Source organism: Chryseobacterium sp. S90 (assembly GCF_047444895.1).
Classification (GTDB): Bacteria; Bacteroidota; Bacteroidia; order Flavobacteriales; family Weeksellaceae; genus Chryseobacterium.
The window spans coordinates 196,301-222,086 of record NZ_JBLGCX010000006.1 but is presented as its reverse complement, the minus strand read 5'-3'; the positions used below and the strand labels follow the sequence as shown (position 1 = coordinate 222,086).

At 34.7% G+C, this 25,786-nt stretch carries 24 protein-coding genes; 12 read left to right on the top strand and 12 right to left on the bottom strand.

Features of this window, described 5'->3' with window-relative positions; genetic code table 11:
- Window positions 1–7: 7 nt before the first annotated feature.
- Together ACLMCG_RS16825 and ACLMCG_RS16820 are read right to left on the bottom strand one after the other, a co-directional pair.
- Window positions 8–955, bottom strand: a complete 948-nt coding sequence (locus ACLMCG_RS16825) for a bifunctional metallophosphatase/5'-nucleotidase (protein WP_413960329.1) — start codon at window positions 953–955, stop codon at window positions 8–10.
- Window positions 955–1,713, bottom strand: a complete 759-nt coding sequence (locus ACLMCG_RS16820; protein ID WP_413960328.1) for a 5'-nucleotidase C-terminal domain-containing protein — start codon at window positions 1,711–1,713, stop codon at window positions 955–957. The genes ACLMCG_RS16825 and ACLMCG_RS16820 overlap by 1 nt, the downstream gene beginning before the upstream one ends.
- Before the next feature lie 107 nt (window positions 1,714–1,820).
- Here ACLMCG_RS16820 and dapA point away from each other — a divergent pair, with 107 nt between their 5' ends.
- From dapA to ACLMCG_RS16800, 4 genes are all read left to right on the top strand, one after another.
- Complete coding sequence (dapA, locus tag ACLMCG_RS16815) at window positions 1,821–2,693, top strand: 4-hydroxy-tetrahydrodipicolinate synthase (RefSeq protein ID WP_413960327.1); 873 nt, start codon at window positions 1,821–1,823, stop codon at window positions 2,691–2,693.
- Between the two features lie 102 nt (window positions 2,694–2,795).
- Entirely contained in the window at window positions 2,796–3,299 is a 504-nt protein-coding gene (locus ACLMCG_RS16810) for a GNAT family N-acetyltransferase (protein ID WP_223601128.1), read from the top strand.
- A 295-nt stretch (window positions 3,300–3,594) separates the two neighbouring features.
- A complete protein-coding gene (locus ACLMCG_RS16805; RefSeq protein WP_047424159.1) occupies window positions 3,595–4,176 on the top strand; it encodes a helix-turn-helix domain-containing protein in 582 nt (193 codons plus the stop codon).
- On the top strand, window positions 4,169–4,615 hold the full coding sequence (locus ACLMCG_RS16800) for a response regulator (protein WP_223601129.1): 447 nt from the start codon (window positions 4,169–4,171) through the stop codon (window positions 4,613–4,615). Before ACLMCG_RS16805 ends, ACLMCG_RS16800 begins: the two co-directional genes overlap by 8 nt.
- A 609-nt stretch (window positions 4,616–5,224) precedes the next feature.
- Here ACLMCG_RS16800 and recG read toward each other — a convergent pair.
- The 8 genes from recG to ACLMCG_RS16760 all read right to left on the bottom strand — a co-directional run bounded on the left by recG (window position 5,225) and on the right by ACLMCG_RS16760 (window position 14,276).
- Complete coding sequence (gene recG, locus ACLMCG_RS16795) at window positions 5,225–7,312, bottom strand: ATP-dependent DNA helicase RecG (protein ID WP_413960326.1); 2,088 nt, start codon at window positions 7,310–7,312, stop codon at window positions 5,225–5,227.
- A 159-nt stretch (window positions 7,313–7,471) separates the two neighbouring features.
- On the bottom strand, window positions 7,472–8,005 hold the full coding sequence (locus ACLMCG_RS16790) for a thioredoxin family protein (RefSeq protein ID WP_413960325.1): 534 nt from the start codon (window positions 8,003–8,005) through the stop codon (window positions 7,472–7,474).
- 41 nt (window positions 8,006–8,046) lie between these two features.
- On the bottom strand, window positions 8,047–9,558 hold the full coding sequence (locus ACLMCG_RS16785; protein WP_413960324.1) for a peptide MFS transporter: 1,512 nt from the start codon (window positions 9,556–9,558) through the stop codon (window positions 8,047–8,049).
- A 23-nt stretch (window positions 9,559–9,581) separates the two neighbouring features.
- Window positions 9,582–9,710 carry a hypothetical protein gene (locus ACLMCG_RS16780; protein ID WP_262904091.1) on the bottom strand — a complete coding sequence of 43 codons (129 nt, stop codon included), beginning with the start codon at window positions 9,708–9,710 and terminating at the stop codon, window positions 9,582–9,584.
- Complete coding sequence (locus tag ACLMCG_RS16775) at window positions 9,703–10,134, bottom strand: DUF1016 N-terminal domain-containing protein (RefSeq protein WP_413960323.1); 432 nt, start codon at window positions 10,132–10,134, stop codon at window positions 9,703–9,705. Before ACLMCG_RS16775 ends, ACLMCG_RS16780 begins: the two co-directional genes overlap by 8 nt.
- 62 nt (window positions 10,135–10,196) lie before the next feature.
- Window positions 10,197–11,951, bottom strand: a complete 1,755-nt coding sequence (locus ACLMCG_RS16770) for a peptide MFS transporter (RefSeq protein WP_223601134.1) — start codon at window positions 11,949–11,951, stop codon at window positions 10,197–10,199.
- 132 nt (window positions 11,952–12,083) lie between these two features.
- Entirely contained in the window at window positions 12,084–13,739 is a 1,656-nt protein-coding gene (locus ACLMCG_RS16765) for a peptide MFS transporter (RefSeq protein ID WP_223601135.1), read from the bottom strand.
- Between the two features lie 165 nt (window positions 13,740–13,904).
- Window positions 13,905–14,276 carry a helix-turn-helix domain-containing protein gene (locus ACLMCG_RS16760; RefSeq protein ID WP_413960322.1) on the bottom strand — a complete coding sequence of 124 codons (372 nt, stop codon included), beginning with the start codon at window positions 14,274–14,276 and terminating at the stop codon, window positions 13,905–13,907.
- A gap of 150 nt (window positions 14,277–14,426) precedes the next feature.
- On the opposite strand from ACLMCG_RS16760, the gene ACLMCG_RS16755 reads away from it, so the two are divergent.
- Genes ACLMCG_RS16755 through ACLMCG_RS16745 form a run of 3 tightly spaced genes read left to right on the top strand, consistent with a single transcriptional unit; the run spans window position 14,427 to window position 17,017 of the window.
- Window positions 14,427–14,621 (top strand): hypothetical protein, encoded by a 195-nt coding sequence (locus ACLMCG_RS16755; RefSeq protein ID WP_047382371.1) that lies wholly within the window; start codon window positions 14,427–14,429, stop codon window positions 14,619–14,621.
- 54 nt (window positions 14,622–14,675) lie between these two features.
- Window positions 14,676–16,184 (top strand): thioredoxin domain-containing protein, encoded by a 1,509-nt coding sequence (locus ACLMCG_RS16750; RefSeq protein ID WP_413960321.1) that lies wholly within the window; start codon window positions 14,676–14,678, stop codon window positions 16,182–16,184.
- Window positions 16,185–16,192: 8 nt separating this feature from the next.
- The gene (locus ACLMCG_RS16745; RefSeq protein ID WP_413960320.1) at window positions 16,193–17,017 is read left to right on the top strand and encodes a GLPGLI family protein; all 825 of its coding nucleotides are present in this window, start codon (window positions 16,193–16,195) and stop codon (window positions 17,015–17,017) included.
- A gap of 55 nt (window positions 17,018–17,072) precedes the next feature.
- On the opposite strand, the gene ACLMCG_RS16740 is transcribed toward ACLMCG_RS16745, so the two are convergent.
- On the bottom strand, window positions 17,073–19,202 hold the full coding sequence (locus ACLMCG_RS16740; RefSeq protein WP_413960319.1) for a S9 family peptidase: 2,130 nt from the start codon (window positions 19,200–19,202) through the stop codon (window positions 17,073–17,075).
- A gap of 180 nt (window positions 19,203–19,382) precedes the next feature.
- Here ACLMCG_RS16740 and ACLMCG_RS16735 point away from each other — a divergent pair, with 180 nt between their 5' ends.
- Together ACLMCG_RS16735 and ACLMCG_RS16730 are read left to right on the top strand one after the other, a co-directional pair.
- Entirely contained in the window at window positions 19,383–19,856 is a 474-nt protein-coding gene (locus ACLMCG_RS16735) for a hypothetical protein (protein ID WP_223601138.1), read from the top strand.
- 12 nt (window positions 19,857–19,868) lie between these two features.
- Window positions 19,869–20,057 carry a DUF6496 domain-containing protein gene (locus ACLMCG_RS16730; RefSeq protein ID WP_223601139.1) on the top strand — a complete coding sequence of 63 codons (189 nt, stop codon included), beginning with the start codon at window positions 19,869–19,871 and terminating at the stop codon, window positions 20,055–20,057.
- Between the two features lie 60 nt (window positions 20,058–20,117).
- Here the strand turns inward: ACLMCG_RS16730 and glgP are convergent, their stop codons facing one another.
- Window positions 20,118–21,782, bottom strand: a complete 1,665-nt coding sequence (gene glgP / locus ACLMCG_RS16725; RefSeq protein ID WP_413960318.1) for an alpha-glucan family phosphorylase — start codon at window positions 21,780–21,782, stop codon at window positions 20,118–20,120.
- Between the two features lie 204 nt (window positions 21,783–21,986).
- Between glgP and ACLMCG_RS16720 the strand changes: the two genes are divergently transcribed.
- From ACLMCG_RS16720 to ACLMCG_RS16710, 3 genes are all read left to right on the top strand, one after another.
- On the top strand, window positions 21,987–22,784 hold the full coding sequence (locus ACLMCG_RS16720; protein WP_413960317.1) for a hypothetical protein: 798 nt from the start codon (window positions 21,987–21,989) through the stop codon (window positions 22,782–22,784).
- Window positions 22,785–22,986: 202 nt separating this feature from the next.
- Window positions 22,987–25,089: a T9SS type B sorting domain-containing protein gene (locus ACLMCG_RS16715; RefSeq protein ID WP_413960316.1), complete on the top strand. Its 2,103-nt coding sequence runs from the start codon at window positions 22,987–22,989 to the stop codon at window positions 25,087–25,089.
- 88 nt (window positions 25,090–25,177) lie between these two features.
- Window positions 25,178–25,768 (top strand): DUF1572 family protein, encoded by a 591-nt coding sequence (locus tag ACLMCG_RS16710; protein WP_413960437.1) that lies wholly within the window; start codon window positions 25,178–25,180, stop codon window positions 25,766–25,768.
- Window positions 25,769–25,786: the final 18 nt, after the last annotated feature.

The following is a 25,786-nucleotide window of genomic DNA, read 5'->3' as shown; positions in this document are numbered from 1 at the left end:
TATGCGGTTATGCTATGCTGCTGTCTATTGCCTGATTGTTCCAGGAAATATGCTGTACGTTTTTGTTTGTATCAAAATAAAAATCTATTCTACCCAAAAGAAGTCCTGCCCATCCTACCTGATTGACAAGGACGTTTTTGCCCTGTCTGTTGGTATAAGATTGAGGTTCCGGTAAGAATGTATGAGTATGGCCTCCCAGAATAATATCAATATTTTCTGTGCTGGCCGCTAAAATTTTGTCACTTATTTTATTCGGTTCATCTTTATAATCATAACCGATGTGTGAAAGACAAATCACAAGATCACATTTCTGATCTTTTTTAAGATAATTGGAATAATGCTGTGCTACACTAATAGGATCGGAATATACGGTTTCTCCATACTGCTTTTTACCGACAAGGCCGTCCAGTTGAATTCCCACCCCGAAAATTCCTACTTTGATTCCATTCTTGTTGAAGATCTTATATGGGGAAGTTTTTCCATCAAGAATTGTATTTTTAAAATCATAATTGGAACAGATAAAAGGAAACTTCGCATTGGGAAGTACTTTTAAAAATCCATCAAGACCATTATCAAAATCATGATTCCCCATGGTAGAGGCATCATATTTCATCATGGACATTAATTTAAACTCCAGTTCTCCTCCAAAGAAATTGAAATATGGAGTTCCCTGAAAAATATCTCCAGAATCAAGAAGCAGTACATTGCTTTCCTGATTTCTGATCTGCTGAATTAAGCTCGCCCTTCTGGCAAAACCTCCCTGATTAGGATTTTTTGTATAGCTTGCATCGAAAGGTTCTATTCTGCTATGCTGGTCATTGGTATGAAGGATCGTCAGTTTATTTGCGGATTTTAAATCAAGAATTTTCAACTCTTCCGCCATCATCATATTGGGTGCTAAAGCCATTGCCAAAGATCCGCCTCCTATTGCCTTTAAAAAACTTTTTCTATCCATTACTTCTTCCCGATAAAATTTAAACGAACATCTGAATTTACTACAACTTCAGGAGTTTTCTTAAAATAATCAATAAACAGATCTCTCATTTTAATTCCTGTTGAGATAGATTCTCCTTTTGCAAAGAATTTCATATTGTCTCCTCCCAGTGCAAGATAGTCTGAAGTAGCAATATAATAATCTTTAGCCGGATCTACTGTTTTTCCGTTGATTAAAGATTTGATTACCTGTCCGTTATTGGTCTCAATATATAAGTGAGAAACCGGATTGTTGACCTGCGTTTTTGCATAATACTCAAAAAGCCCCTGTAAATCTGTTCCTTTCATTTTCACAATTACCACCTCATTTTCAAAAGGCATTACTTCAAATACATTTTTGAGTAAAATGTCTCCCTTTCCGATAGTGGTACGGATTCCTCCGATATTGATCAATGCAGCGTCTACATTTTGCTTAAGATGAGTTTTTATCCATTCATTACCCCCTTCAAACGTGTAGTCAGCTAAAAGATTGCCCAGATTGCTGTTATCACCTTGCTTAGTAAGATCCACATCGGTGTGAGAGATCTTCTGGTTCATTTCTTTATCCAGTTTTTGTTTATAAGGTTCGATAAATTTTGCAATCTCCTCATCATTTTTCAGCTCATTATTAACAGAAATATTTTTCTGGGTCTTTACATCCGCAAGTTGCAGCGTAGAAGCTGTTTTGCATGCTGTAAGGGTCGCCAGGGCAATTCCTATTAACAAGAATTTATTTTTCATAATATCTTTTAGTATATGCAAATATAACTATATGTATAATAAAACATTATTATTTATTACAAATTCTTACTGTAAATTATTAAATTTGACAAAAATAATTCTAACAGATGAGCATTTTAAAAGGAGTAGGTGTTGCATTGGTAACGCCCTTTAATGAAGATTTATCCGTTGACTTCGATAGTTTAACAAAACTAGTGGAGTACAATATCGAAAACGGAACCAATTATTTGGTAGTATTGGGTACTACGGCAGAAGCCGCAACGCTTTCTGCAGAGGAGAAGAAACAGGTAATTGAGCATATCATTAAGGTGAATAATAAACGTCTTCCTTTAGTTTTAGGGATTGGCGGCAACGATACTCTTGACGTCAAGAAACAGATTGAAGAAGCAGATCTTTCTGCATTTGAAGCAGTACTTTCAGTATCTCCTTATTACAATAAACCGAACCAGGAAGGTCTTTATCAGCACTATAAAATGTTAGCTTCCACAGGGAAAAATATTATTATCTATAATGTTCCTTCAAGAACAGGACAGAACGTAGAAGCAGATACTACGCTTCGTCTTGCAAAAGAATTTCCTAATTTGTTCCTGATTAAGGAAGCTTCACCTAATATTTTACAGTATTTTGATATTCTGAGAAAGAAGCCTGAAGGATTTTCACTGGTTTCCGGAGATGATGAATACACATTACCGATAACACTGGCAGGAGGAGATGGTGTGATTTCAGTAATAGGACAGGCATATCCTAAAGAATTTTCTACCATGGTACAACTGGCTTTTGAAGGGAAAGTGAAAGAAGCTTACGCAATTCACAATAAGCTGGTTGATATTACCCGTTTGATTTTTGCAGAAGGAAACCCTTGCGGTATTAAAGTAATACTGGCTGAAAAAGGAATCATTAAAAACTTCTTAAGACTTCCTCTGGTTGCAGCTTCAGAAGGTCTTCATGCAAAGATTAAAGCTGAAATGGCAAACATTTAATTATGAATTGAATTTTAAAATTCAGCAGTTCATATTGAAAAATATAAAGGGTGGAAAGTTTAGGCTTTTCACTTTTTTTAATCATTAATAATACAATAAATCATGAAATTAAGACAGGCAACAGCTGTAGATATCCCTTTAATTCAGGATCTGGCACGAAGATCATGGGAAAATGCCTATGCAGACATTCTTTCAACACAACAGATGGAATTTATGCTTTCCGAAATGTATTCTGAAACAGAAATTCTGAACCACCTTCAGAACCCCCATTACCATTATTATCTTATTCAGGATGAAAATAATGATTCTTATGAAGGTTTTATCGGATACGAACATCATTACGAAGAGAAAACAACCAAGCTGCACCGTATTTATCTGGTTCCGGAAAGTAAAGGAAAAGGATTTGGCAAAAAAGCACTTCAGTTTCTTCATGAGAAAGTTTCTGAGAATGGAAATGAAAGAATTATTTTGAATGTGAATAAAAATAATTCTGCCCGAAACTTCTATGAGTCCCAAGGATACAGGGTTTATGGGGAAGGTGTTTTCGATATCGGGAACGGATTTGTAATGGATGATTACATGATGGAATTTCTAATTCACTTATGATTGACTTAAAATTTTGTAACTTTATCCTGTAATTCTATAACAAGTGAATTCTTTTTTTGAATGATCTTTGCTTCAGAACCAAATCACTTATAACAATACATTCATATGCTTGGTTTTGAGCTGACACAGCTTTTTATCAGTATATTTTTTTCATCCTTAGTGTTTAAATTCCTGTATTCTTAAATACAGGAGTTTTTGCGTCTATATGGCAAAAATAAAAAAAATACACCTATTTCACTTTTAAATGAAATAAATTATTATATTTACTAAATAAAACAGGCTTATATATACTAGGATGAAAATGTATGTTAAATTTGATTTCAATGCCCTTTGTAAAAAGGTATTGGACGAAAAACTTAAAGAACACGGGCTGAAGTACAGGTTGCTGAACTTCGGTGAAGTGGAATTTTATGAGCCCCTCACAAAGGAACAGCACAGCCTTTTTAAGCAAAATCTTGAAGACTATGGTATCGAAATCATAGAAAGTCAGAAGACCGCGCTGGTACAGAAAATAAAAGATGCTATCGTAGAACTGGTCTTTTCTGATGAGATCATACCGGTAAAAGCATCCATATATATTTCTGAGAAACTGAATCACAGTTACGGATATCTTTCCAACCTGTTTTCCGAAGTTGCCTATACATCTATTGAGAATTTTATTATTCTGCAGAAGATAGAACACGCAAAAGCCCTGATCATAAGAAACAAACAAAGCCTTACAGAAATAGCCCACAAACTGAACTACTCCAGTGTGGCACATCTGAGTACCCAGTTTAAAAATACAACTGGTATCACTCCCTCCCAGTTTCAAAAAATTATTGGAAAAAGAAGAAGAGCTCAGAGCACGGTAATAAACCCTAAAATGCAGTATGAATAAAGAATTTCTGAACGTAATAGTAGCAGATAACGATGAAAACACCTTGATTTTCTTTAAAAATATTTTAAAAGAGCTGAAAATCTCTATAAAAGTTCAATGCTTCTCTAACGGTAAAGATATGATGCTGTATCTGAATAATGATGATGCCGTAGTTCCGGAAATTGTTTTTATAAATTACACCATCCCTGGAAAAGACAGCATGGAATGTCTGGAAGAAATCGAAGCAAATTCAAAATTCAATAACATGGTCACCGCCATTTTTTCGGAACCGATTCCGGAAAATGAAATTGAAGATATTTTTGTAAAAGGAGCCAATATTTTCATGAAAAAACCTGAGTCTTTTGAGAGTCTGAAAAAGGTGCTTACAGAAATTATTACGATCAATTGGCAGTATCATGCTTCAGGATTGAATAAAGATAATTTTATTTTGAAAGTGTGATGAATAAAGGTTTTATGAATTTAATATTAAGAAAATATTAATCGTATTTGATGCATATTATTCACAAATAAGTGAAAATTTTATAACTAATACTTAAAATCATATAAAAAGGATCTGAATTAATATACTGACATTTGTAAAAGTAATCTGAGACACAAATTTCATTATATAGTATAAGATACAGATGAATGAGAAGTAATTGTTTCTAAAAACAAAATTATATAAATCACGATGTTAGTTAACAAAATGAATTATACTAATTTTCCAATTTTAAAGCACAGAAGATCTTTAAACAAAACGGTACAATCATGAAAACTCAAAAGTAGTTGGAGGTATTTTTATTCGTTTCATTCCCTCATCTCCACCGAAACTCAGTTAGTTTTTATAATAAGCAAGTTGGAAAAAAATAATTCATTTTGTTTTTCATAATTTGTTTTAATAGTTAAGGTTTTAGCTTATCAAATAATATTGTTATATAGATATTTTCACACCACATCACAAAATATTAAGCCTTAACTATTAAAATGAATTTTTTGGGCATACCAAAAGTAATTTCTTCTAAATAACAGTTTTATAAGGGGGCCGCAGGAAGTATTTTCTGCGGTTTTTTTATGAAATTTTACTCCATTTGTTTTTTCCTTTGTAATATCTGATATAATAGTTTTTAATAATCAGATTATCAGGTCTAGACAGCATTGGGTCAGCTTCCAGAATTTTTTCTACCGTATTTTTTGTCGTTTTGATGATCGCCGAATCATTAATCAGATCTAATCTCTTAAAATCTACCACACCACTTTGCTGGGTACCCAGAATATCGCCAGGACCCCGAAGTTGCATATCCACTTCAGAAATTTTAAAGCCGTCATTGGTTTCAGTCATTGTTTTGATGCGCGTTCTGCTTTCTTTTGACAATTTATCTGATGTCATCAAGATACAGTAACTCTGTTCAGCACCTCTTCCTACACGTCCTCTCAGCTGATGAAGCTGTGAAAGGCCAAACCTTTCTGAACTTTCAATAACCATTACAGAAGCATTAGGGACATTTACCCCGACTTCAATTACGGTAGTTGCCACCATAATTTCAGCTTTCCCCGAAGCAAAATAAGCCATTGCCGCATCTTTCTCATCCGGTTTCATTTTCCCGTGAAGCATGGTCACATTGTACTCTGAGAAATAATCCATGACATGTTCCAAACCTTCCACCAGATTTTTGTAATCTAAGGTTTCAGATTCCTCAATAAGCGGATATACAAAATAGACCTGCCGGCCTTTCTTAATTTCGTCTTTACAGAAGTTATAAACATAAAGCCTGTCTTTTTCACGTCTGTGAGCAGTAATGATGGGTTTTCTTCCTACAGGCATTTCATCAATCACGGAAACATCCAGATCAGAATAAAAACTCATCGCAAGTGTTCTTGGAATAGGAGTAGCAGTCATCACCAGAATATGAGGCGGTATTTTATTTTTTGCCCAAAGTTTAGCCCGCTGCGCAACTCCGAATCTATGCTGCTCATCAATAATTGCCAGTCCCAGATTTTTAAATTTAACCTTATCTTCTAAAACAGCATGGGTTCCTACCAGGATTGAAAGTGTTCCATTTTCCAGTTCTTCGTGGATAATTCTTCTTTCTGCTGCTTTGCTGGATCCGGTCAGAATGCGGATATTGATTCCTGTTTTTTCTAACAGTTCTTTGATCCCGTTATAGTGCTGCTGGGCAAGAATTTCTGTTGGAGCCATCAAACAACTCTGAAAACCGTTGTCCATAGCAATAAGCATGGTTAACAATGCCACCATCGTTTTCCCTGATCCTACATCTCCCTGTAAAAGCCTGTTCATCTGAATTGGCCTTTTCATATCAATACGGATTTCCTTTAATACTCTTTTCTGTGCATTGGTGAGTTCAAAAGGAAGATGATTCTCATAGAAATCGTTAAAGTGATCTCCAATAATTGGAAATGGATTACCATGAGCCTGTGTTTTATGGTGAAGCTTTTTCAAACCATATCCTAATTGAAAAAAGAATGATTCCTCAAATTTTAATCTGTAATCAGCCTTATCGAAATGCTCTTTATCCTTTGGAAAATGAACATTCAGGAAAGCGTGCTGTCTTGACATGAATTTAAAGGTTTTCATCAGGTACTCCGGGAAATTTTCTTCAATCAGACTCGGAATTTCTTTGCAGATATTTCTCAATGCATTCTGAAAAAACCTTTGACTTAATCCTCTTTTAGTCAGTTTTTCTGAACTCGGATAAATAGGTTTAAGTCTTGTATCTCCTTCTTTATTTTCCTCAGCTTCTATTTCAGGATGCGGCATAGAAAACTGACGGTTGAAAACATTAATTTTTCCGAAAATATAAACCTCTTTGTTAATAGGAAGCTGCTCTTTCAGCCATTTTGAATACTGGAACCATACCAGATCCATACTGCCTGTTTCATCATTGAATTTCGCAGATAATCTTTTAGTCTTCCCGGTCTGGATTTCCTGAACATGAGTGATTCTTCCCCTCAATTGTATTTCCTGGCTGCTTTCTTCCTGAAGCTGAGAAACTGTATAAATTTTACTTTTATCCAGATAGCGGATTGGGTAGAAGTTCAACATATCTTCAACAGTGGTCAGGCCCAATACACTTTTAATGAGTTTGGCTCTTTCCGGACCTATTCCTTTTACGTATTCTATGGAGGTTTCGAGATTCATTTTCAGATTTCAGGATGCGGATTTTTGAATTTTTTTGATCCTTATTTTTTGACAAAAGAAATAAAGGTTCGAATTTCGGTAAAATTAAAAAGACTTCCAAAAAATTGGAAGTCTGTATGGTGAATTTTTAGCATTAAATTAGAAATCGGGATCTCTAAATTAATCTTTGATTTTAGATTTGAACTTTTTCTGGTAATCTTCCCATTGTTCTCTGGTTTTAATCTTTTTGAACAAATCTTTTGAGATCAGTTCCAGATAAGGCTCCAGTTCTTTGGCAGACAATTCTCCCTGAAGAATGGTGATAGGATCTCCATGTTCATCCAGAAATACGGTACTTGGAACAGCACCTACATTCATATACTGTGTAAACTCATGCAGTGAATTTTTTCCTTTTCTGTGCTCAGTATTGGGATTAGAAAATGTTCTTCCAAAGATATCAATACTCTTTTTTTCTTCTGCATTAAACTTTACAGGATAATAGTTCTCGTTCAGATTTTGAGCAATCACAGCATGTCCATAAGTTTTTTTATCCATGATTTTGCATGGGCCACACCAGTCTGCATAAAAATCGATAAGTATTTTTTTTGGATTTTCCTTTTGAGCTTTTAAGGCTTCCTCAATGGTCATCCATTTTACCTGGGCAAAACTAAAGTTTAATAAAAGTAAGAGAACTATGCTTAAAATTTTCTTCATATTGTGATATTTAGGTAAAAATAAGCATAATTACTTATTTTCTATTTTACATCTTGCATTAATTTTTTCACGTACGGAGATATCAAAATTAATACCACTCCGGCAATTACCGCGTATAATCCCAATTGTTTATATCCATCAGTATAAGTGATCAAAGCATCATAGTTGGTAGACCCTTCTTTTGAGGTAGCAAGGCTGGCTCCGATAATCCCTGCAACATACTGCCCATAAGCAGAAGCAAGGAACCACATTCCCATCATCATTCCCTGAAGATTTTTAGTAGAAAGCTTCGTCATAATAGACAATCCGATAGGAGAGAGGCACAATTCCCCGAGGGTAATGATTAATAATGCCAGGGTAAAGAAGTTCAGTGAAGTAACTCCCTGAAGGTCTGCAAATAATCGGGTAGCAAATAGAACATAGTATCCTAATCCCAAGAAAATAAATCCTAATCCGAATTTAATAATAGTATTAGGTTCAATTTTTCTCTTATTAAGCCAAATCCAAAGAAGTCCGATCAATGGAGCAAGGAAAATAATAAAGAAAGCTCCTCCGGAGTTATTCACACCATTCGGGTCTAGTCCGAAAAGATCTTTGTTCAGGTTTTTAGCGGCAAAAATGCTTAAAGAACCTCCACTTTGTTCATAGATTCCCCAGAATATGATTGAAAATATAATGAAAACGAGTGCTGCCCAAAGCTTTTTGCGTTCCGAAGCAGTTACTTTAGACATTTCATAGAATAAATAGATTAGGGTCAATGGGCCGATGGTCCACATAAAATAATCCGTATATTCTGTTTTAGCAACCATTGTCATAATAATAGGTACAAAAACCAATGACAAAATATATACTCCGTATTCTTTCCATTTTGGAATTGGAGCTGCCTTTGTTTCTGCTAAGGGATGTCCGGGCTGTAAACCAATAGTACCTAATGTTCTTTGCGTAAATACAAAGTTAATCAAGCTGATTACCATTACTATTGAAGCCAATCCAAAAGCAATATGCCATCTCATTTCTTCTGCAATAACATTACTTAGAAATTCTCCTTTACCAATAGCAATACACAAATAACCACCTAACAATGCTCCAAGATTAATTCCCGCATAAAAAAGCGAAAAACCTGCATCAGCTCTTGAATCATTAGGTTTATAAAGTTGTCCCACCATAGATGAAATATTAGGTTTAAAGAAACCTGTCCCTACTACGGTGAATGCTATTCCGAGGAAAAAGAATTTATGGGGATCTGTAGCAAGAATTAAACTTCCTACGATCATCAGGAGACCTCCCCAGAACAGAGATTTTCTGAATCCTAAAATTTTATCGGCAAAAAGACCTCCTACAAAAGTAAAGGCATATACGAAGGCCTGGGTGGCACCATATTGAAGGTTGGCTTCTTTTTCATGGAAATTAAGCTGTGAGATCATAAAGAAGACCAGCATTCCACGCATTCCGTAGAAACAGAAACGTTCCCACATTTCAGAGAAAAAAAGGCTCCAGATCTGTCTGGGATATTTTCCTTTGAAATCTTGTATTTCATCTAAAGTTAAGCTCATAATGATATATGATTAAGTTCTAATTAAGGGTTTTTATCTTTCTGATCCAGCTCAAAACGAATTCTGTCCTGGTCAATAATTTGTTTTAATTCTTCTTCTTTTGGGAGGTACAGCAGGTATTTGCTGGCAAATAAATTGTTTTTATCATTCAAAACGGAAATTGATTTGTCTTTTGAGATCTCTTACATTCCAGTTATTTTGTACAGATTCATTTAGATAATAATGTCTTTTGTCTTTATTATCCTGAATTGAAAGTAATCTGTAATGTGACCAACTCAATTGTTGAGACAATGTGTCAACAATTGGAAACGCTGTGTAAAACTTTCGCATATTGGATAAGTTGGTATAATCAAAACCTTTTCCAAATTCTAAGGTAAGCTTCTGAGAAAGTCTTTTGAGCGTATATTTTCCATATTCTGCCCGTTCTTTTCCTTGTTGTTCATCTTCCACAATAAGTTTTCCAATCTGCCAGTAGGTAAGCAGTAGAGTAGAATTCGCTATCCGAAACACTTTTTCGCGCGACTGTCTAATGATTTCCTTTATGGATTGGAATAAAGAATCTTCGGAAATTTCCATCGTACGAAAATAAAAAAAACCTCTGACTTAGCAGAGGTTTTATTCATATTTTGTTAATGCAGCTAGTTTACACCGTGCATCATTTTCTTTAAGATAGGTGAAATTAAACCTAAAATTACAGATGCAATACCACAAAGTACTACGAATACCATGAAGAATTCAAATAGATTGTGAATTTCAAATCCTACAAAAGTAGGGTTATGTAATGGAAGCTGAGCTTTATCAAAAGCAGCTACCTGATCCGCAGTTAAAGTTACTTTTTTATCTAATACATCCTGTAGATTAACACCCAGTTCTTCAGCTTTCTTAAATTTATCACCTGTTGCAGGGATAAGCGCTCCTAATGAACCAGCTAATGCATAACCAGCAGCGTTAGAAATGAAGAAAACACCATATAGTAATGAAGCAAATCTTTTTGGAGCCAGCTTACCTACTAATGATAAACCGATTGGAGAAAGACAAAGCTCACCACAAGTCTGGATGAAGTATAAAAGCATTAACCATTTGATTGCTAATAATCCTGAGTTTCCAAGATCTTTTACATTGTGTGCAATGATGAAATAAGAAAGAGCGATCAATGCCAATCCCATTGCTTGTTTGAACGGAGATACAGGCTCTTTTCCCTTTGCTCTCAGTTTATCCCAACACAAACTGAAAGGAACAGCTAAAAGAACTACGAAAATTCCGTTGAAAATCTGAACCATTGAAGGAGGCATGTTCCACCCGAAAATATTTCTGTCAGTCTGGTTATCTGCGATAAACGTTAATGAAGATCCTGCCTGTTCAAAAGCTGCCCAGAAAAAGATGATGAAGAATGAAACGATATAGATTACCCAGATTCTTTGTCTTTCAACTTTGTTTTCTGCAGAAGACATAATCAGGAAGGCAAGAGAAATACCTGCTGAATAGATAAAAGGATAAATAATTCCCTTGATCATTTGTCCCATTTCCACCGAGTTAAACCCAAGTTCTCCTACAAGTAAATATCTGAATACAAAGAATAGAACAACAAATATAGCTACAGTAATTCCTAAGAATGTACCTGAGAATTTTGCTGTTTGAGTTTCTCCCTCCTCGAAATCTGCACTTGTATTGTTTTTTGGTAATCCTCCGATAGGTCTTCCTTCCGGAGTAACTACATATTTGTTTTTAAGGATAAAGAATGTTATTGTTCCGATTACCATCGCAATAGAAGCAGCTAAGAATCCCCATTTGAAAGCGAAGATATCTCTCACTCCGGTTGCAGCATCTTTTACATCTCCTACATATGGACAGATAAACTGACCTAAGAATGCCCCGATGTTGATACCCATATAGAAAATGGTGAAAGCTGAATCCAGTTTAGACTTTTCCTGTTTTGGATAGAGGCTTCCTACCATTGAGGAGATATTCGGTTTGAAGAATCCATTACCAAAAATGATAACGAATAATGCCAGCCACATAATCAGTTTAGCACTTCCAATGTCTGCTGAGAAAGTTGAAGCACTGATAAATAACAAGAATTGGCCAATAGCCATTAGCGATCCCCCAATGATGATTGCAAATCTGTTTCCGATATACTTATCAGCAATAAATCCTCCCAAAAGAGGTGTTAAATAACATAACGCTAGAAATCCACCATAGATGATTGCAGCATCAGCTTCTTTTATTAATAAGGAATTTACCATGAAGAGCGTCAAAAGTGCTCTCATTCCATAAAAGTTGAAACGCTCCCACATTTCTGTTCCGAAAAGAACCCATAATCCTTTAGGATGCCTGGAATTCTTATTCTCTACAAATTCATCCGGTTTCGGACTCAATGCTTCAATATTATCCATTTCTATTGTTAATTTTTGTTAAGACTGACAAATATAGTTTATTTTGGGTTTTTGGCAAGGTTTTAATTTTATTTTTAAATAAAAAAGCTGCGGGACTATTCCGCAGCTTGCTAATCTTTATAATATCAATGATTAATGTCCTTTTTCCTTCATAATTTTGTTCAGTCTTTTTAACATAGAAAGACCCAAAAGTGTAGCAAATATTAACAAACCGAAGTTTACAAGGAAATAATTCGTCTTGTTTTCGTAATTATACCACGTACTTGCCAGGATTCCTGAAAGTTTATTTCCCACAGAGTTGGCCAGAAAGAAACCTCCCATCATCAATGCGGTAATCCTTGCAGGCGAAAGTTTTGAAACGAATGAAAGTCCCATAGGAGACAAACATAATTCCCCGATAGTAATGACTCCGTAGCTGGCAACAAGCCATAGAGGGGATACTTTTACGGCTCCGTTATCTCCTGCCATTACTGCTAAAACCATTACAAGACAGGAAAGTCCGGAAATAAATAATCCTAAAACAATCTTAGTAGGGGTTAAAGGTTCTTTTCCTCTTCTTCTCAACAATGCCCAGAACCCAACAATCACTGGTGTCAATGCTATAACCCAGAACGGATTGATAGATTGAAATAATTCTGTATTGTACAGATAAACTTTATTTTCAGGATTTTTCTCAAGGGTAGCGCGTTGTTCAGGAGATATGTTTTTAAAATAAACATCTTTCCCCATTTCTTTCTTCGTCTCTCCTTTGTCATCCTTTTGAGATCTGAACTGGTTGTCATAAACTGGAGTTTCTTTGTTTTCATAGCTCTTACCTTCCACCATATAAATACCTTCCAACGGCTTTTCAAGAGAAGCAGGAACACTTCTGTCTGTGTAATAATTGGCCCATCTTGTCAAAGCAGTTCCATTCTGTTTGAAAACAGCCCAGAAAAACATACTGATCAGGAATACAGAAAGTAATGCTCCGATAGAGGCTTTTTCATCAGGTTTAGCCTTAAAGTAAAGAGAGGCGTAAAAGTAAATAACAGGTATACAGGCAAATATAAAGGCATCTGTACTGTCACTTCCAAAAATATTGTTAGGAACAAACCAACCTATTGCTCCGGCAATAATGGCAGGAACAAATACTTTAAGCATGATTTCCGAAAGTTTTGTATCTCCTTCCTGTACAGGTTTCATTTGTGCAGCATGGATATAATGCTTTCTTCCGATGGTAAAAATCACCATACCGATAAGCATTCCCACTCCCGCAGTGATGAAAGCTTCACCCCAGCCAAATTTATTACGCATAAATGCAGCAATAATGTTACAGATAAATGCTCCGATATTGATTCCCATATAGAAAATATTATATCCTGAGTCTTTATTCGCTTTATAAGGTTCTTCAGAATAAAGATTTCCTAATAGCGTTGAGATTGTAGGCTTAAAGAAACCATTTCCTATAATAATTAGCGCCAGTGAAGCATAAAACAGAGGTAAATCTTTAAACACACCCATTCCTATATATCCGGCGGCCATTAAAAAACCTCCCAGATAGATAGATTTAATATATCCTAAAACTCTGTCTGCCAGGAACCCACCAATAAAGGGAGTCAGATAAGTTAAGGCAATATAAGTTCCGAAAATATCATCAGCAGTTTTATCCGGAAGTCCAAGTCCGCCTTTCATACCCGTAGGCTCAATAACATACAGAACAAAGATTCCAAGAATCAGGTAATACCCGAAACGCTCCCACATCTCTGTGAAAAAGAGGAAGGGCAGCCCTTTAGGATGTTTAGTCTTCATATATTCAATTTTCAAATTTCCCAAAAATAAGTTTTTAATTTTAATTGATAAAATAAATAATACTTTAGCGAAATGATTAATAAAATAAATATAAAATCCCTTTCAATGTTCTTGAAAGGGATTTTGATTATTCATGAATGATGATACATAATTATATAGAAGATTCTATGAGCTAAAATCATTTTGAGATTTTAGTATTTTGTTTTCTTCATTTAATTCACGAATTTTTTGTTTTAGAAAATCAATATAGTCCTGTAAATTTTCAATGATTGAATAATTGAAATTTTGAATGTACTGATATTGAGTAGTGTCTTTGAATGTGGAATTTTTATTACTGAACACCATTTCTTCTTCTTTAATATCCGAAATAGAAACACTGAGTGATTCAGCTATTTTCTTCCATTCATCTTCATGTATCCTTACCTCACCCCGCTCTTTTCGGGAATAATTTGAAGGATCAGTAGATAAAATTTTTGCCATCTTCTCTTGAGAGATGCCTTTGAGTTTTCGTAGGTTTCTTAGTTTTTCTTGCTTCATGATTCTTAATGTCTATTGCAAATATGCAAAACATGTACATGTTCTGCAAGAAATTTGCCAAAAAAATGCCTGATCTATTTCTCTTACCGGAGATTTTAATTTATAGTTTTGAAAAGTCAATAATGACACAGAATATTTAATTAAAACATTATGAAAAACAATTCTTTGAAAATGAAGAAAGCAAGTCTATCCAGAAATGAGTTAAGATCACTTAAAGGAGGGAAAATAGGAAACGGAGGAGGAACTATTATCGGAATCGGTGGTGGAGAAGTAGAGTGCGGATGTGTACAAGCTGGTTGTGCTGGAGATGGTAGTGCAAGATGCGGAGGAGGATGTTGTAACTAAAATTAAAATCGTAATCAGCAATGAAATTTCATTGCTGATTATTTTTAAGTATTTATGAAGAAAAATATTAATATATTAACAAGCTATTTAAATCTTGTCGATATCCATATTGATAAGACTGAGTTTGAATATCAATTAAATGGTCATCCGGAATTTCCTAATATTCTGTCTTTTTCCGATACACTTCATTTTTTTAATATTGATTGCTCAGTGTTTGAAATAGATGAAGAAGATGTTGAATTATTGCCTAAAAATTTTATATCCATCAATGATGAAGGCTTTAAATTAGAAGACAAAAAGAATTATAATGTCTCAGCGTCCAATGTTGTCTTATTAGTTGATAAATCAGAGAGTTTTTACAATGAAAAGAAAAAAAATAATCTTTTCTTATGGAGTAGTCTTTTATTGGGAACTCTTGTATTGTCTGTTTTATTATTAGACTTTTCTTTCTTTTATGCGGGGATCGCATTTTTATCACTTTCATTTTTAGGAATTTTCCTTTCTTATGAAGCCTATAAAAAAACTCATGGCAAAGGAACTATTATACCTTTAGGGGTATGTCAGAATAAGATGTTAAAAACTGATTGTGACTATGTATTTAATTATAAGAAATGGAAGTTTTTGGATATATCAGAGATTTCTTTATTATTCTTTTTCTCTCAAATTATTAGTTTTATAGTTTTAGCTATATATAAAGATCTGAGTTTTTATTATTTTATATACAAGTATATATTCTATTTGTTTATACCCATCTCATTTGTTTCATTATACTATCAGATGATTGTTATTAAAAAATTGTGTCCGGTTTGTATTGGTATCATACTTTGTGTTTATGCTCAGTTGGTTCTTTTGCTTTTTTTACCTAATCCAATAGTAAAGATCAATCCATTTTCTATTGTTTTGTATGTGCTATTTGTTTCGGCGTCTGCTTTGTTTCTTCTTTATTTAAAAGAAAAAATTAACTGGGATAATAAACTGAAAGAGGAGATTGTAAAAAGTTCAAGATTTAAAATGAACTATACTTTCTTCAGAAATAATCTTTCAATTCAAAAGAAAACTCTTAATGACGATTTTTTAAATTCTTTTAATTTTGGAACTTCGGATTCTAATTTAACACTAACGTTAGTGACGAATCCTGCTTGTAAATATTGCAAAGAATTCTACCCGACATTTATGAGAATAATAAATAATTACGGGAATAAAATTAATGTTCGCCTTGTATTGGATGCAGATCTGGACATTTTTCCTGAAGAATTACGTACCACCTACATAAATATGGCCAGCATTTATGAAAATTCGGAAGATAAAACCACTTTTTTTGTAGCTTTGGAAGAGTGGTATAAGATAAGAACTGATAAAAATGGAATAGATAAATGGAATAATAAGTATTCTCATTTGTTTAAAAATCAAGAGAATGTCATTGCGATCTTAAATAATCAGAAAAAATGGAGAAAGATAAATGATATTAATTTTACACCAGATATTTTTATCAATGGTTATCAATACCCTATAGAATATGACAGAGCAGATTTAGAATATTTCTTATCTGAAATGATTGACTAAATTAAACTATGAAAAAGCTATTATTTTTATTATTGGGAACATTTACCTGTTTTGCTCAAAGCAACAGATTTGTATATGATGTTGTATCAAAGAAAGATTCCACCTCAAAAAATCTTATTAAAGAAAATTTTAATCTGGATATCTCTAAAGATGAAATGAAATATTATAATAGAATATACTATATCAATGATTCAATATATGCGACTAAAAATCAATATGGATTTAAAGGGTATAAACAGACTTCATTTCTGATTAAAAAAAATAATAGTAATGAATACCAAAACTATGAATATATAGGAGATGTGAATTTTTATAAAATTGATGAGAAGGCGGAACAGAACTGGAAAATTACAGATAGTATCAAGATAGCTGATGAACTTCACCTTCAAAAGGCAACAACACAATTTGGAGGAAGAAGCTGGGTAGCATGGTTTTCTAAGGATATTCCCATTCCTTATGGCCCTTATAAATTTAATGGATTACCAGGGCTCATTGTAGAGTTGTATGACACAAAGGAAGATTACCATTTCAAGGTCATAAAAAGCGAAAAAATTGTAGAGGATTATAAACAGGTTTCGCTAGAAAACTCTATTTCCAGAGCAATTCCCGTTAATCAGGCCAAGCTGGATAAATTGAAACTGGAATTATATAATAGTCCTTTTAAATATATAATGAATGGAAGACTTGTTTTACCTGAAGGAAAGAAGTTGCAACTTGAAGACGGTACCATTCTCACCAAAGAACAGTTGAAACCCGCTGAGGCCAATGAAAGAAAAAAAATAAAGTCTTTTAATAATCCAATAGAACTGGATAAAGCTGTAAAATATCCTTAAATAAAAAAACCTTTCAAACTTTTGAAAGGTTTTTTTATTAGATATAATATACTGTTTATAAATTATTCAATATGAAATCAGTCATTTTCTGATACAACTGAGGTCTTGTCTGTCCACCATAGATTCCGTGGTTTTTATCAGGATAAGCCATGAAATCAAACTGTTTTTTGTTTTGAATCAAAGCTTCGGAGAATTCCATAGAGTTCTGGAAGTGAACGTTGTCATCAGCTGTTCCGTGGATTAACAAGAATTTACCTTTCAATAAATTTGCATATTCCGTAGGAGAGTTTTTATCATATCCGTCAGGGTTTTCCTGAGGAGTTCTCATAAATCTTTCCGTGTATACAGAGTCATAATATCTCCAGTTGGTTACCGGTGCTACGGCAATTCCCACTTTGAAAACATCTGCTCCTTTGGTCATTGCCAGACTGGTCATATACCCACCGAAGCTCCATCCGAACATTCCGATTCTGCTTTTGTCAACATAAGATTGGTTTCCAAACCACTTTGCTGCAGTGATCTGATCCTCAATCTCATATTTCCCTAAATTCATATAGGTTACTTTCTTGTACTTTGCTCCTTTGTAACCCGTTCCACGACCGTCTACACAAGCTACAATATATCCTTTTTGTACAAGATGGTTGAACCACATTGCATTTCCGTTATCCCATGAATTAGCAACCTGCTGAGATCCTGGCCCGGAATATTGGAACATAAATAAAGGATATTTTTTATTCGGATCAAAGTTTTTAGGCTTCATGATCCAGGCATTCATCTGATCACCTACCGCATTCGGAATGGTGATGAATTCTTTTTCAACAAAATTATCCGTTTTTAATTTCTGTAACTGATCATTGTTGTTCTGAAGTTCTTTTACAGCTTTTCCGTTCCCGTCTTTTAAAACATAAGTGTAAGGTTTAGCAGCTGTAGAAGAGGTTTCAATGAAATAATTATAGTTCTTGCTGAAATTGGCAGAGTTATTTCCTTCTGCATTGGAGATCAGCTGAGATTTTCCGTTTTCAATATTTACTTTAGAAATAACCTTGTTGATACTCCCTTTTTCGGTAGTTTGAACGTAAATTTCTTTCGATTTTGGATTGAATCCATAATAATCTGTTACTTCCCAGTTTCCTTTTGTGATCTGCTTTTTAAGCTTACCATCTTTGTCATACCAGTAAAGGTGGCGGTTTCCGTCTCTCTCAGAAGCCCAAAGGAAAGAATCATCCTCAAGAAACTCAAGAGTAGGGCTGTCTGTATCGATCCATTTGTCATCCGTTTCAGTAAATAATTTCTGAACAGCTCCTGTTTTGGTATTTACCTTTAAAATATCTGAAGCATTCTGAATTCTCTCAGAAGTAATTAAAACAATTTCATCTGCTTTTGCAGTCTGGAATACATTCGGAATGTAATAGTTTTTGAAAGAACCTAAGTTTAGTTGCATTGTTTTTCCGTTATCAAGACGGTATAGCTGTGCGGAAACAACAGAGTTTTTCTCACCTGCTTTTGGATATTTATAGCGCATTTCGGCCGGGTAAAGACTTTTTCCGTAGATAGGAATATAGATTTCCGGTACTTGTCCTTCGTCAGACTTTACAAATACAATAGCATCAGAATTCTTGGTCCATTCATACTGTCTTGCATGTCCGAATTCTTCCTCATAAACCCAATCTGCCAAACCATTCAGTATTGAATTCTTTTTACCGTCAGTAGTAATCTGCGTGATTTTTCCTGAAGCAAGATCCTGATAGAACAAGTTGTTGTCAGAAATGAATGCCACTTTTGTTGCATCCGGTGAAAATGTAGGCTCCTGAACTGTTTTACCTTCATTCAGACTGATTACTTTTCCGGATTTTAAATCTTTTACATCAAATTTTCCCAGGAAAGAATGTCTGTAAATAGGCTGGCTGCCTGTCTGTAAAAGGATTTTAGATTCATCATCAGAAAAAATATAGCTTTCAAATCTTCCGTCCACAAGATTTCCTTCCTTCTGTGAAGTTTTATAAGAATATTTTGCAATTCCTGAAGGTTCAATCACAAGATAATTTTCACCGTTTTTCATGGAAGTGATTCCTGCGATCCCTTTTCCACGGTAGTATCCTGAATATATTTTATCTAAAGTAATTTCCTGTGCCGATACATTTTGGAATACAGCAGCAACGGTAAGAGTTAATAGGAGTTTTTTCATTTTCAATTTTAATGATTCCAAATTTAATAATTCTTACTTATATAACCATATAAAATGCAAAATCAGGATTTGATATCCTTTTCGTACTCTAATAATATTCAATAATGAAATTTTTAAAAAAAGACAATTTGGCAAAAAAATTGAATATATAATAACTATAAATCAAATCAAATGATAATTATGGAAACGAATGCATACAACCAGAAACTGAACCGTTATGTATTAAACGACCAGATTGTTTATACAGGTTTTTCCAGTTTTAATGACGCAGAAGAATGCGCCCACAAAAAAGGAGGAACATTGGTAGAAGTGGTGTTTAGAGACGGGAATGATAATCCCGAAATTACTGATGAAGCAGGTTTGATAGAGAAAAAAATTCATTACCATGTGGATGCAGGCGATGAATACAAATTTATTCATTCCTCAGATCCTGGATTCAGAAAATATGCGGATGAGTTGCAAAAAATAAAAGCGAGACAACAGCAATCTCCACCCGATGAAAGATATTTTGCCAATTTTGAAATTGAAAATGCGGAAGACCCGATCATTGTGATCAAAAATGATCATTTTGAATCGGTAACATCAAGAGAGCGTTCAAAGTATTTGAAACATGCCTGCGTTTATGAAATAGGGGTTTCCCTGCCAAAATCTTAAAAAAATCAAATCATGAGCAAGACTAAATATTCAGAAAAAGCTCAGGACAAAGTAGGAAAAGTTATGCACGAATTCAAGGAAGGAAAACTGAAATCTTCTTCCGGAAAGAAAGTTACAAGCAGAAAGCAAGCCGTAGCCATCGGCATTTCTGAAGCTAGAGAAAAGGGTCTTAAAGTACCAACAAAGAAAAAAAGTAAATAAACCTATAAAGAAAAGCCCGGAAATTTTCCGGGCTTTTTTTATGAGAAGTGAAAATTTTCTCTATTTCGTTTCATTATAAAGCACTTTGTAGTACTCATCTGCCATCCTGTCGCTGTTGAAATGATCTTTCACATCATTCATTGCATTGTGCTGGATTTTTCTCCATTCATCAGGATGATCGTAATAGGTCGGAAGAATTTCGTTTTCAAGGATTTCATATAATTTGTTTAAATCATAGTTGTCCTGTTCATAGATGCTCATGTTCATATAATCTGCTTTCGGAACAACGAAAGAGTTTTCTTTATGTTTGGCAAATTCCGGGATCCACCCGTCGTCGGTAGATAAATTCACAGAACCGTTCATAGCAGCGGTCATACCGGAAGTTCCTGAAGCTTCCCTTGGAACTCTGGGGTTGTTAAGCCATAGATCCGAACCTTGTTTTAAAGATTTACTTAAACTAAGTTCATATCCTGTAAGAACAGCCATACTTTTATGATTTTTACTTTCCTCAACCAGAGTATTGAATGTGGAAATGGCTGAATAGTCCATTGGATAAGGTTTTCCTGCCCAAATGATCTGTACCGGATATTTCGGGTTGTTAAGAAGTCTGTAGAATCTTTCTTTATCATGCAGAAGAAGTTCCGCTCTTTTGTAGCCTGCAAATCTTCTTGCCCAGACAATGGTAAAAATATTAGGGTTAAATAAATTTCCCGTTTGATCCGCAACGATACTGAAAAGCTTTTTCTTCAAATACTTTTTACGGTAGTCAAAAACGGTGGCATCATTTTCATCTTTAGCGTTGTATAAAGGTTTATCAGACCAATATTTAAATTCCTGTGCGTTAGTGATAGACGTAATTTCACAGATGTCAGAATATTTATTCCACATGGCTCTGGAAACCACACCATGAAGCTGAGAAACGCCGTTGGCAATTCTAGCCATCCTTAATGCACAAAGGGAATGATTGAAGCGGTCATCATTGGAACCTTCAATCTTTTTTACTTCTTCCATGCTGTAGCCGGAGAAATAGGACATATCATAACATAATCTGAAACTATGTTTTTCATTTCCTGCTTCTTCAGGCGTATGTGTTGTGAAAACCAGTTTTTCCTTAACTTTATTAAGGTCTCCGTTATATTTTTTCAACAGATAAAAGGCTGCCGGAAGCCCGTGAGCTTCATTAAGATGGTAAACATCTCTTTCAATATTCAATTCATCCAATAGCTTGGCACCTCCTTTTCCTAATAAAATATATTGGGCAAGCTTGGTAGATTCATTGGCATCATATAATTTGTGACAGATTGTTTTGGAAACATGATCGTTTTCCGGAACATCTGTGGAAAGAAAAAACATAGGTGCCGTATTGAAAGTTTCAGGATCAAGGTACCATACTTTTACCCAAACCGGAGCACTGTGGATTTCAATTTGAAATTTTATTCCGGTGTCTTCCAGAAAGCTGTACATTTTTCTCGTCCATACAGGCTGTAAAGTCTGATCATGATTTCTTGCCTGGTCATAATAACCAAACTTCCATAGAATTCCAATTCCTATAAGATCTTGTTTAAGATTATAGGCGCTTCTCATATGAGATCCGGCCAGAAAGCCAAGTCCTCCCGAATATATTTTAAGTACCTGCTCAAGAGCAAATTCCATCGAGAAATAGGCGGTTTTTTTGGAATATTGAGGATTGATATTGTAGGGTATTCTGAAATTCCTAAAATCCATAAATGTGCGTTTGTGTTAGAAAAAGACAAAGGTATTAATTATGAAAATAAACTTTACATTAATTAACAGATAAATTAATTTTAAAACTAAGCATCGAATTGTTTTTTTACTTACCTTTAAGTGTGTAAATTTTTGATTATCAAAAACTTTTAACGATGAAAGCCCATGGCTGCATGTGTTCTTAATTAAATAAAAAAATCACACATGAAAAAGACGTTTTCTGAGGAAGATCTGATAAAGAATCTGAGTTTATATTACCTGAACAGGCATTTGAAAAAAAAGCCCATGGAGAAGTATCACCGTACCATAGACGAATCTCCGCTTCATGACCGTGAAAAATACAGAAAGAAATCCGAGATTCTGCTTCTTAATTCTTTTATGCATCACTTCCCCGAAGTGAAATTTGAAAACCTTACCTGCGAGAGCCCGGACTTTATCGCAAAGTTAAACGACAAAAAAATCGGAATAGAACTGACTGAAGTAATCAATCATCTGGAAATGAAGAAAGTGGAAAGCACTTTGAATAAAATGTTCCGTCAGGCAGAAATATTATTAGAACAGGAAGACACTACGAAATATCGTGGTGTTTATTTTTTAGAATTCCATCCGGCAACTAAATTTGATCATCTTGAAGCACAGCAGGAAAATATCATTAATATTTATAAAAGCATCAAAAAAAACAAACCTGTGGGCTGTGTAAAAAGCATAAGGAAATCTTTTCATCGAAGAAATGTCTTTATTACTCATGAATACAGCATGAACCTTTTTGATGAACTCTGCTCGGAAAAAATTCTTGAACTCATTGAAAAGAAAAATGAAAAATTTCCTTACTACGATACCTCGGTGGATGAATGCTGGCTGGTGATTGTTTCAGATATGAATTCTATTGCTTCAAGATATACCTTTATTCAGGATAAAGAACATTTGACAGAGGTGAAAAGTCCTTTCCATAAAATATTTCATCTTGAAAATCTGTGTGGGAATATTACCAGTATAAAATAAAATTTCTGGTGTTTTCTTGTGTTTAGGTATTTCGTGCTTTAAACTGTGTTTGTGTGAACTTTTTTAAATTATTTCGTGTTTTAATTTGAAATAGTTTAAAATTATATAGATTTTATTGTTTGTAATTAAAATATGGGTATATTTGGTGTACGTTGAATATCAATATGATGTATAACTAATAAACCATAAAAACATGTAATCTATGAGAAAACTTTTACTTTTCATACTTCTGTGCATCTCTCATACTTATTATTCTCAGGCAGATTGTGCTACCGCATTATCCGTCTGCGGAAACTCAAATATCACTTACAGTCCTACAGGATATGGTAATATAAAAGAATTGGTAAACTCAGGAAGTTGTATAGACTTCACCGGAGAGCATAATTCCATTTGGTATAAAATTACGATTGCTACCGGAGGTACCCTTACTTTTGATCTGGTTCCGAATAATCCGGATGCCGATTATGACTGGGCTATTTTTGGTCCTAATGTAAACTGTGGAAGCTTAGGTTCACCCATACGTTGTAATGCTGCAACCGTTATCGGGCCTGGCCCGGCTACAGGATTAAATATGACAAGTACTCTTCTGAGTGCTGCCGGAGGTTCTCTGACACCCTATTGCAGATATATGGATGTTTTGCCAGGACAGACGTATTACTTATTTATTGATAACTGGGTAAGCAGTACCAGTTCTACAACGGCTCCGTTTTCTTTGACATGGGGTGGAACTGCTACACTGGCTTCACCATTTACAGACCCGAATATTCAGACACAACCATTTACACCTCCTGGAATTCCTGCGGCTAATCCTGCCGATCCGAGAGAAGTGGTCATATGTTCAAGTACGGCTCTGTTTGATTTTTCTACATTGTCTGCGGGAATTCTTAATGGAAATCAAAACTTTAATGTAAGTTATCATCTGAGCCAGAATGATGCTTTAACAGGAAATAATCCTATTACGGCTCCAATCACAGTAAATACGACTACTGTTTACTATTACAGTATCAATTATACCGATCCAACTAATGCCAGCAATCCGCTTAATAAGTGTAAGCAGGTTGGAACGTTTAAATTCAAAGACGGTTCCATTACAGTTAAAAATGTAACATTAACCGAATGTAACAATAATAATGCAGGTACAGCTTTATTTGATTTAACCACAGCAGATGTTATTGGAAACCCGAATGTCACTAAAAAATACTATCATACGATGTCGGATCTCAATGCCGGTATCAATGAGATTACTACTCCTATGGCATTTGTATCTGCAGAAGGGATGGTTTATGTAAAAGTCATCTCAGAATTTGGCTGTACTGCGGTGGCACAGATCACCTTGAAGTTTTATCCGGTAGTGGTGGTGAATGAAGTGACACTGAGATCATGCTTCATCGAGGGCAATCCATCTACTGCATCTTTCAATCTTGTTAATGCTTCAGTAACCGGCCAGACCAATCCGACCAAGAAATATTATCCTTCATTGACCGATGCTGTCAATCAGACCAATGAAATTCTGAATGCTAATAATTATATTGCTCCTAATGGATTTGTATATGTAAGAGTTTCCAATGCTCAGGGATGTTATGCAATAGCCAGAATTACTTTAGTTGTTATTGCTCCGGTATATTCTGATAAACTTAAAGATGTAACTATTTGTGCAGAAGATCAGACGACACTGGATGCTGGGCCAGGATTCAAAAGCTACGAATGGAGCACAGGTGCCACTACCCAAACGATCAAAGCAGGAATTGGAGTATATTGGGTAAAACTTAAAACAGGAGAATGTATTGCTACACAAACAGTAAAAGTACTTCCTTCCGAACAGCCGGTTGTTTCCGGAATTGATATCTCAAATAATACAATTACAGTTTCAGTAACAGGAGGAAATCCGGCATATAAATATTCAATAGACAATATCATCTGGCAGGACTCCAATATTTTTAATAATCTTTCGAGAGGAGATCATAAAGTATACGTGAAAGACGCTTATGATTGTGATCCGATAGAAATAGGAGTGGTTGTACCTAATTTGGTTAACGTGATTACCCCAAATGCGGATGGAGTGAACGATGTGATTGATTATTCAGCATTAGGCAATAAACAAAACCTGATTATGAATATTTTTGACCGTTATGGAAACAAAATTTTCCAGGCAGACAGATCAAATGGTTATAAATGGGATGGTACACAGGGCGGAAGAAGAGTGCCTACCGGAACATACTGGTATTCTATCACATGGAATGAAAATGATAAAAATAATACAGCAATCAAATTTACAGGTTGGGTATTGGTAAAAAACAGAGAATAACAATAAATATAATACATAGATAAAACCACTTCAAATGAAGTGGTTTTTATTTTTAAAAGTTTTTAAATTAGGTATCAAAATAGAAAAAATGAAAGACCTGTTTGTAAAACGTTTTGAATATTATAAATCCCTGGGAGATAAAACATTTGACCAGCTTTCTGAGGAGCAGATGTTCTGGCAGTATAATGATGAAAGTAATTCTATTGCTGTCATTGTGAAACATATTGCCGGAAATATGCTTTCAAGATGGACCAATTTCCTTACTGAAGATGGTGAAAAATCCTGGCGTAACCGTGACGGAGAGTTTGTCAATACATTTACTACTAAAGAACAGGTGCTGGATTTTTGGGAAAAAGGCTGGGAATGTTTTTTTGATGCCCTTGAAAAGATAAATGATGACAACCTTTACTCAATAACTTATATCAGAGGGGAAGCTCACCCTGTTATTGATGCTGTTCTCCGCCAGTTAGCTCACTATCCTTATCATATTGGTCAGATTGTTTATATCGCGAAAATGATAAAAAATGAAGATTGGAATACACTGTCTATTGCCAGAAACCGTTCTCAGGAGTTTAATACAGAAATGAAAAGCAAATTTTTAAATAGTGAACCAGATACCAATTCATCACCCGTCTGCTTTCAAAACAGCCCTGAAGTAAGGGATGAATATAAACAATAGATTGAATCAATCTTGGAT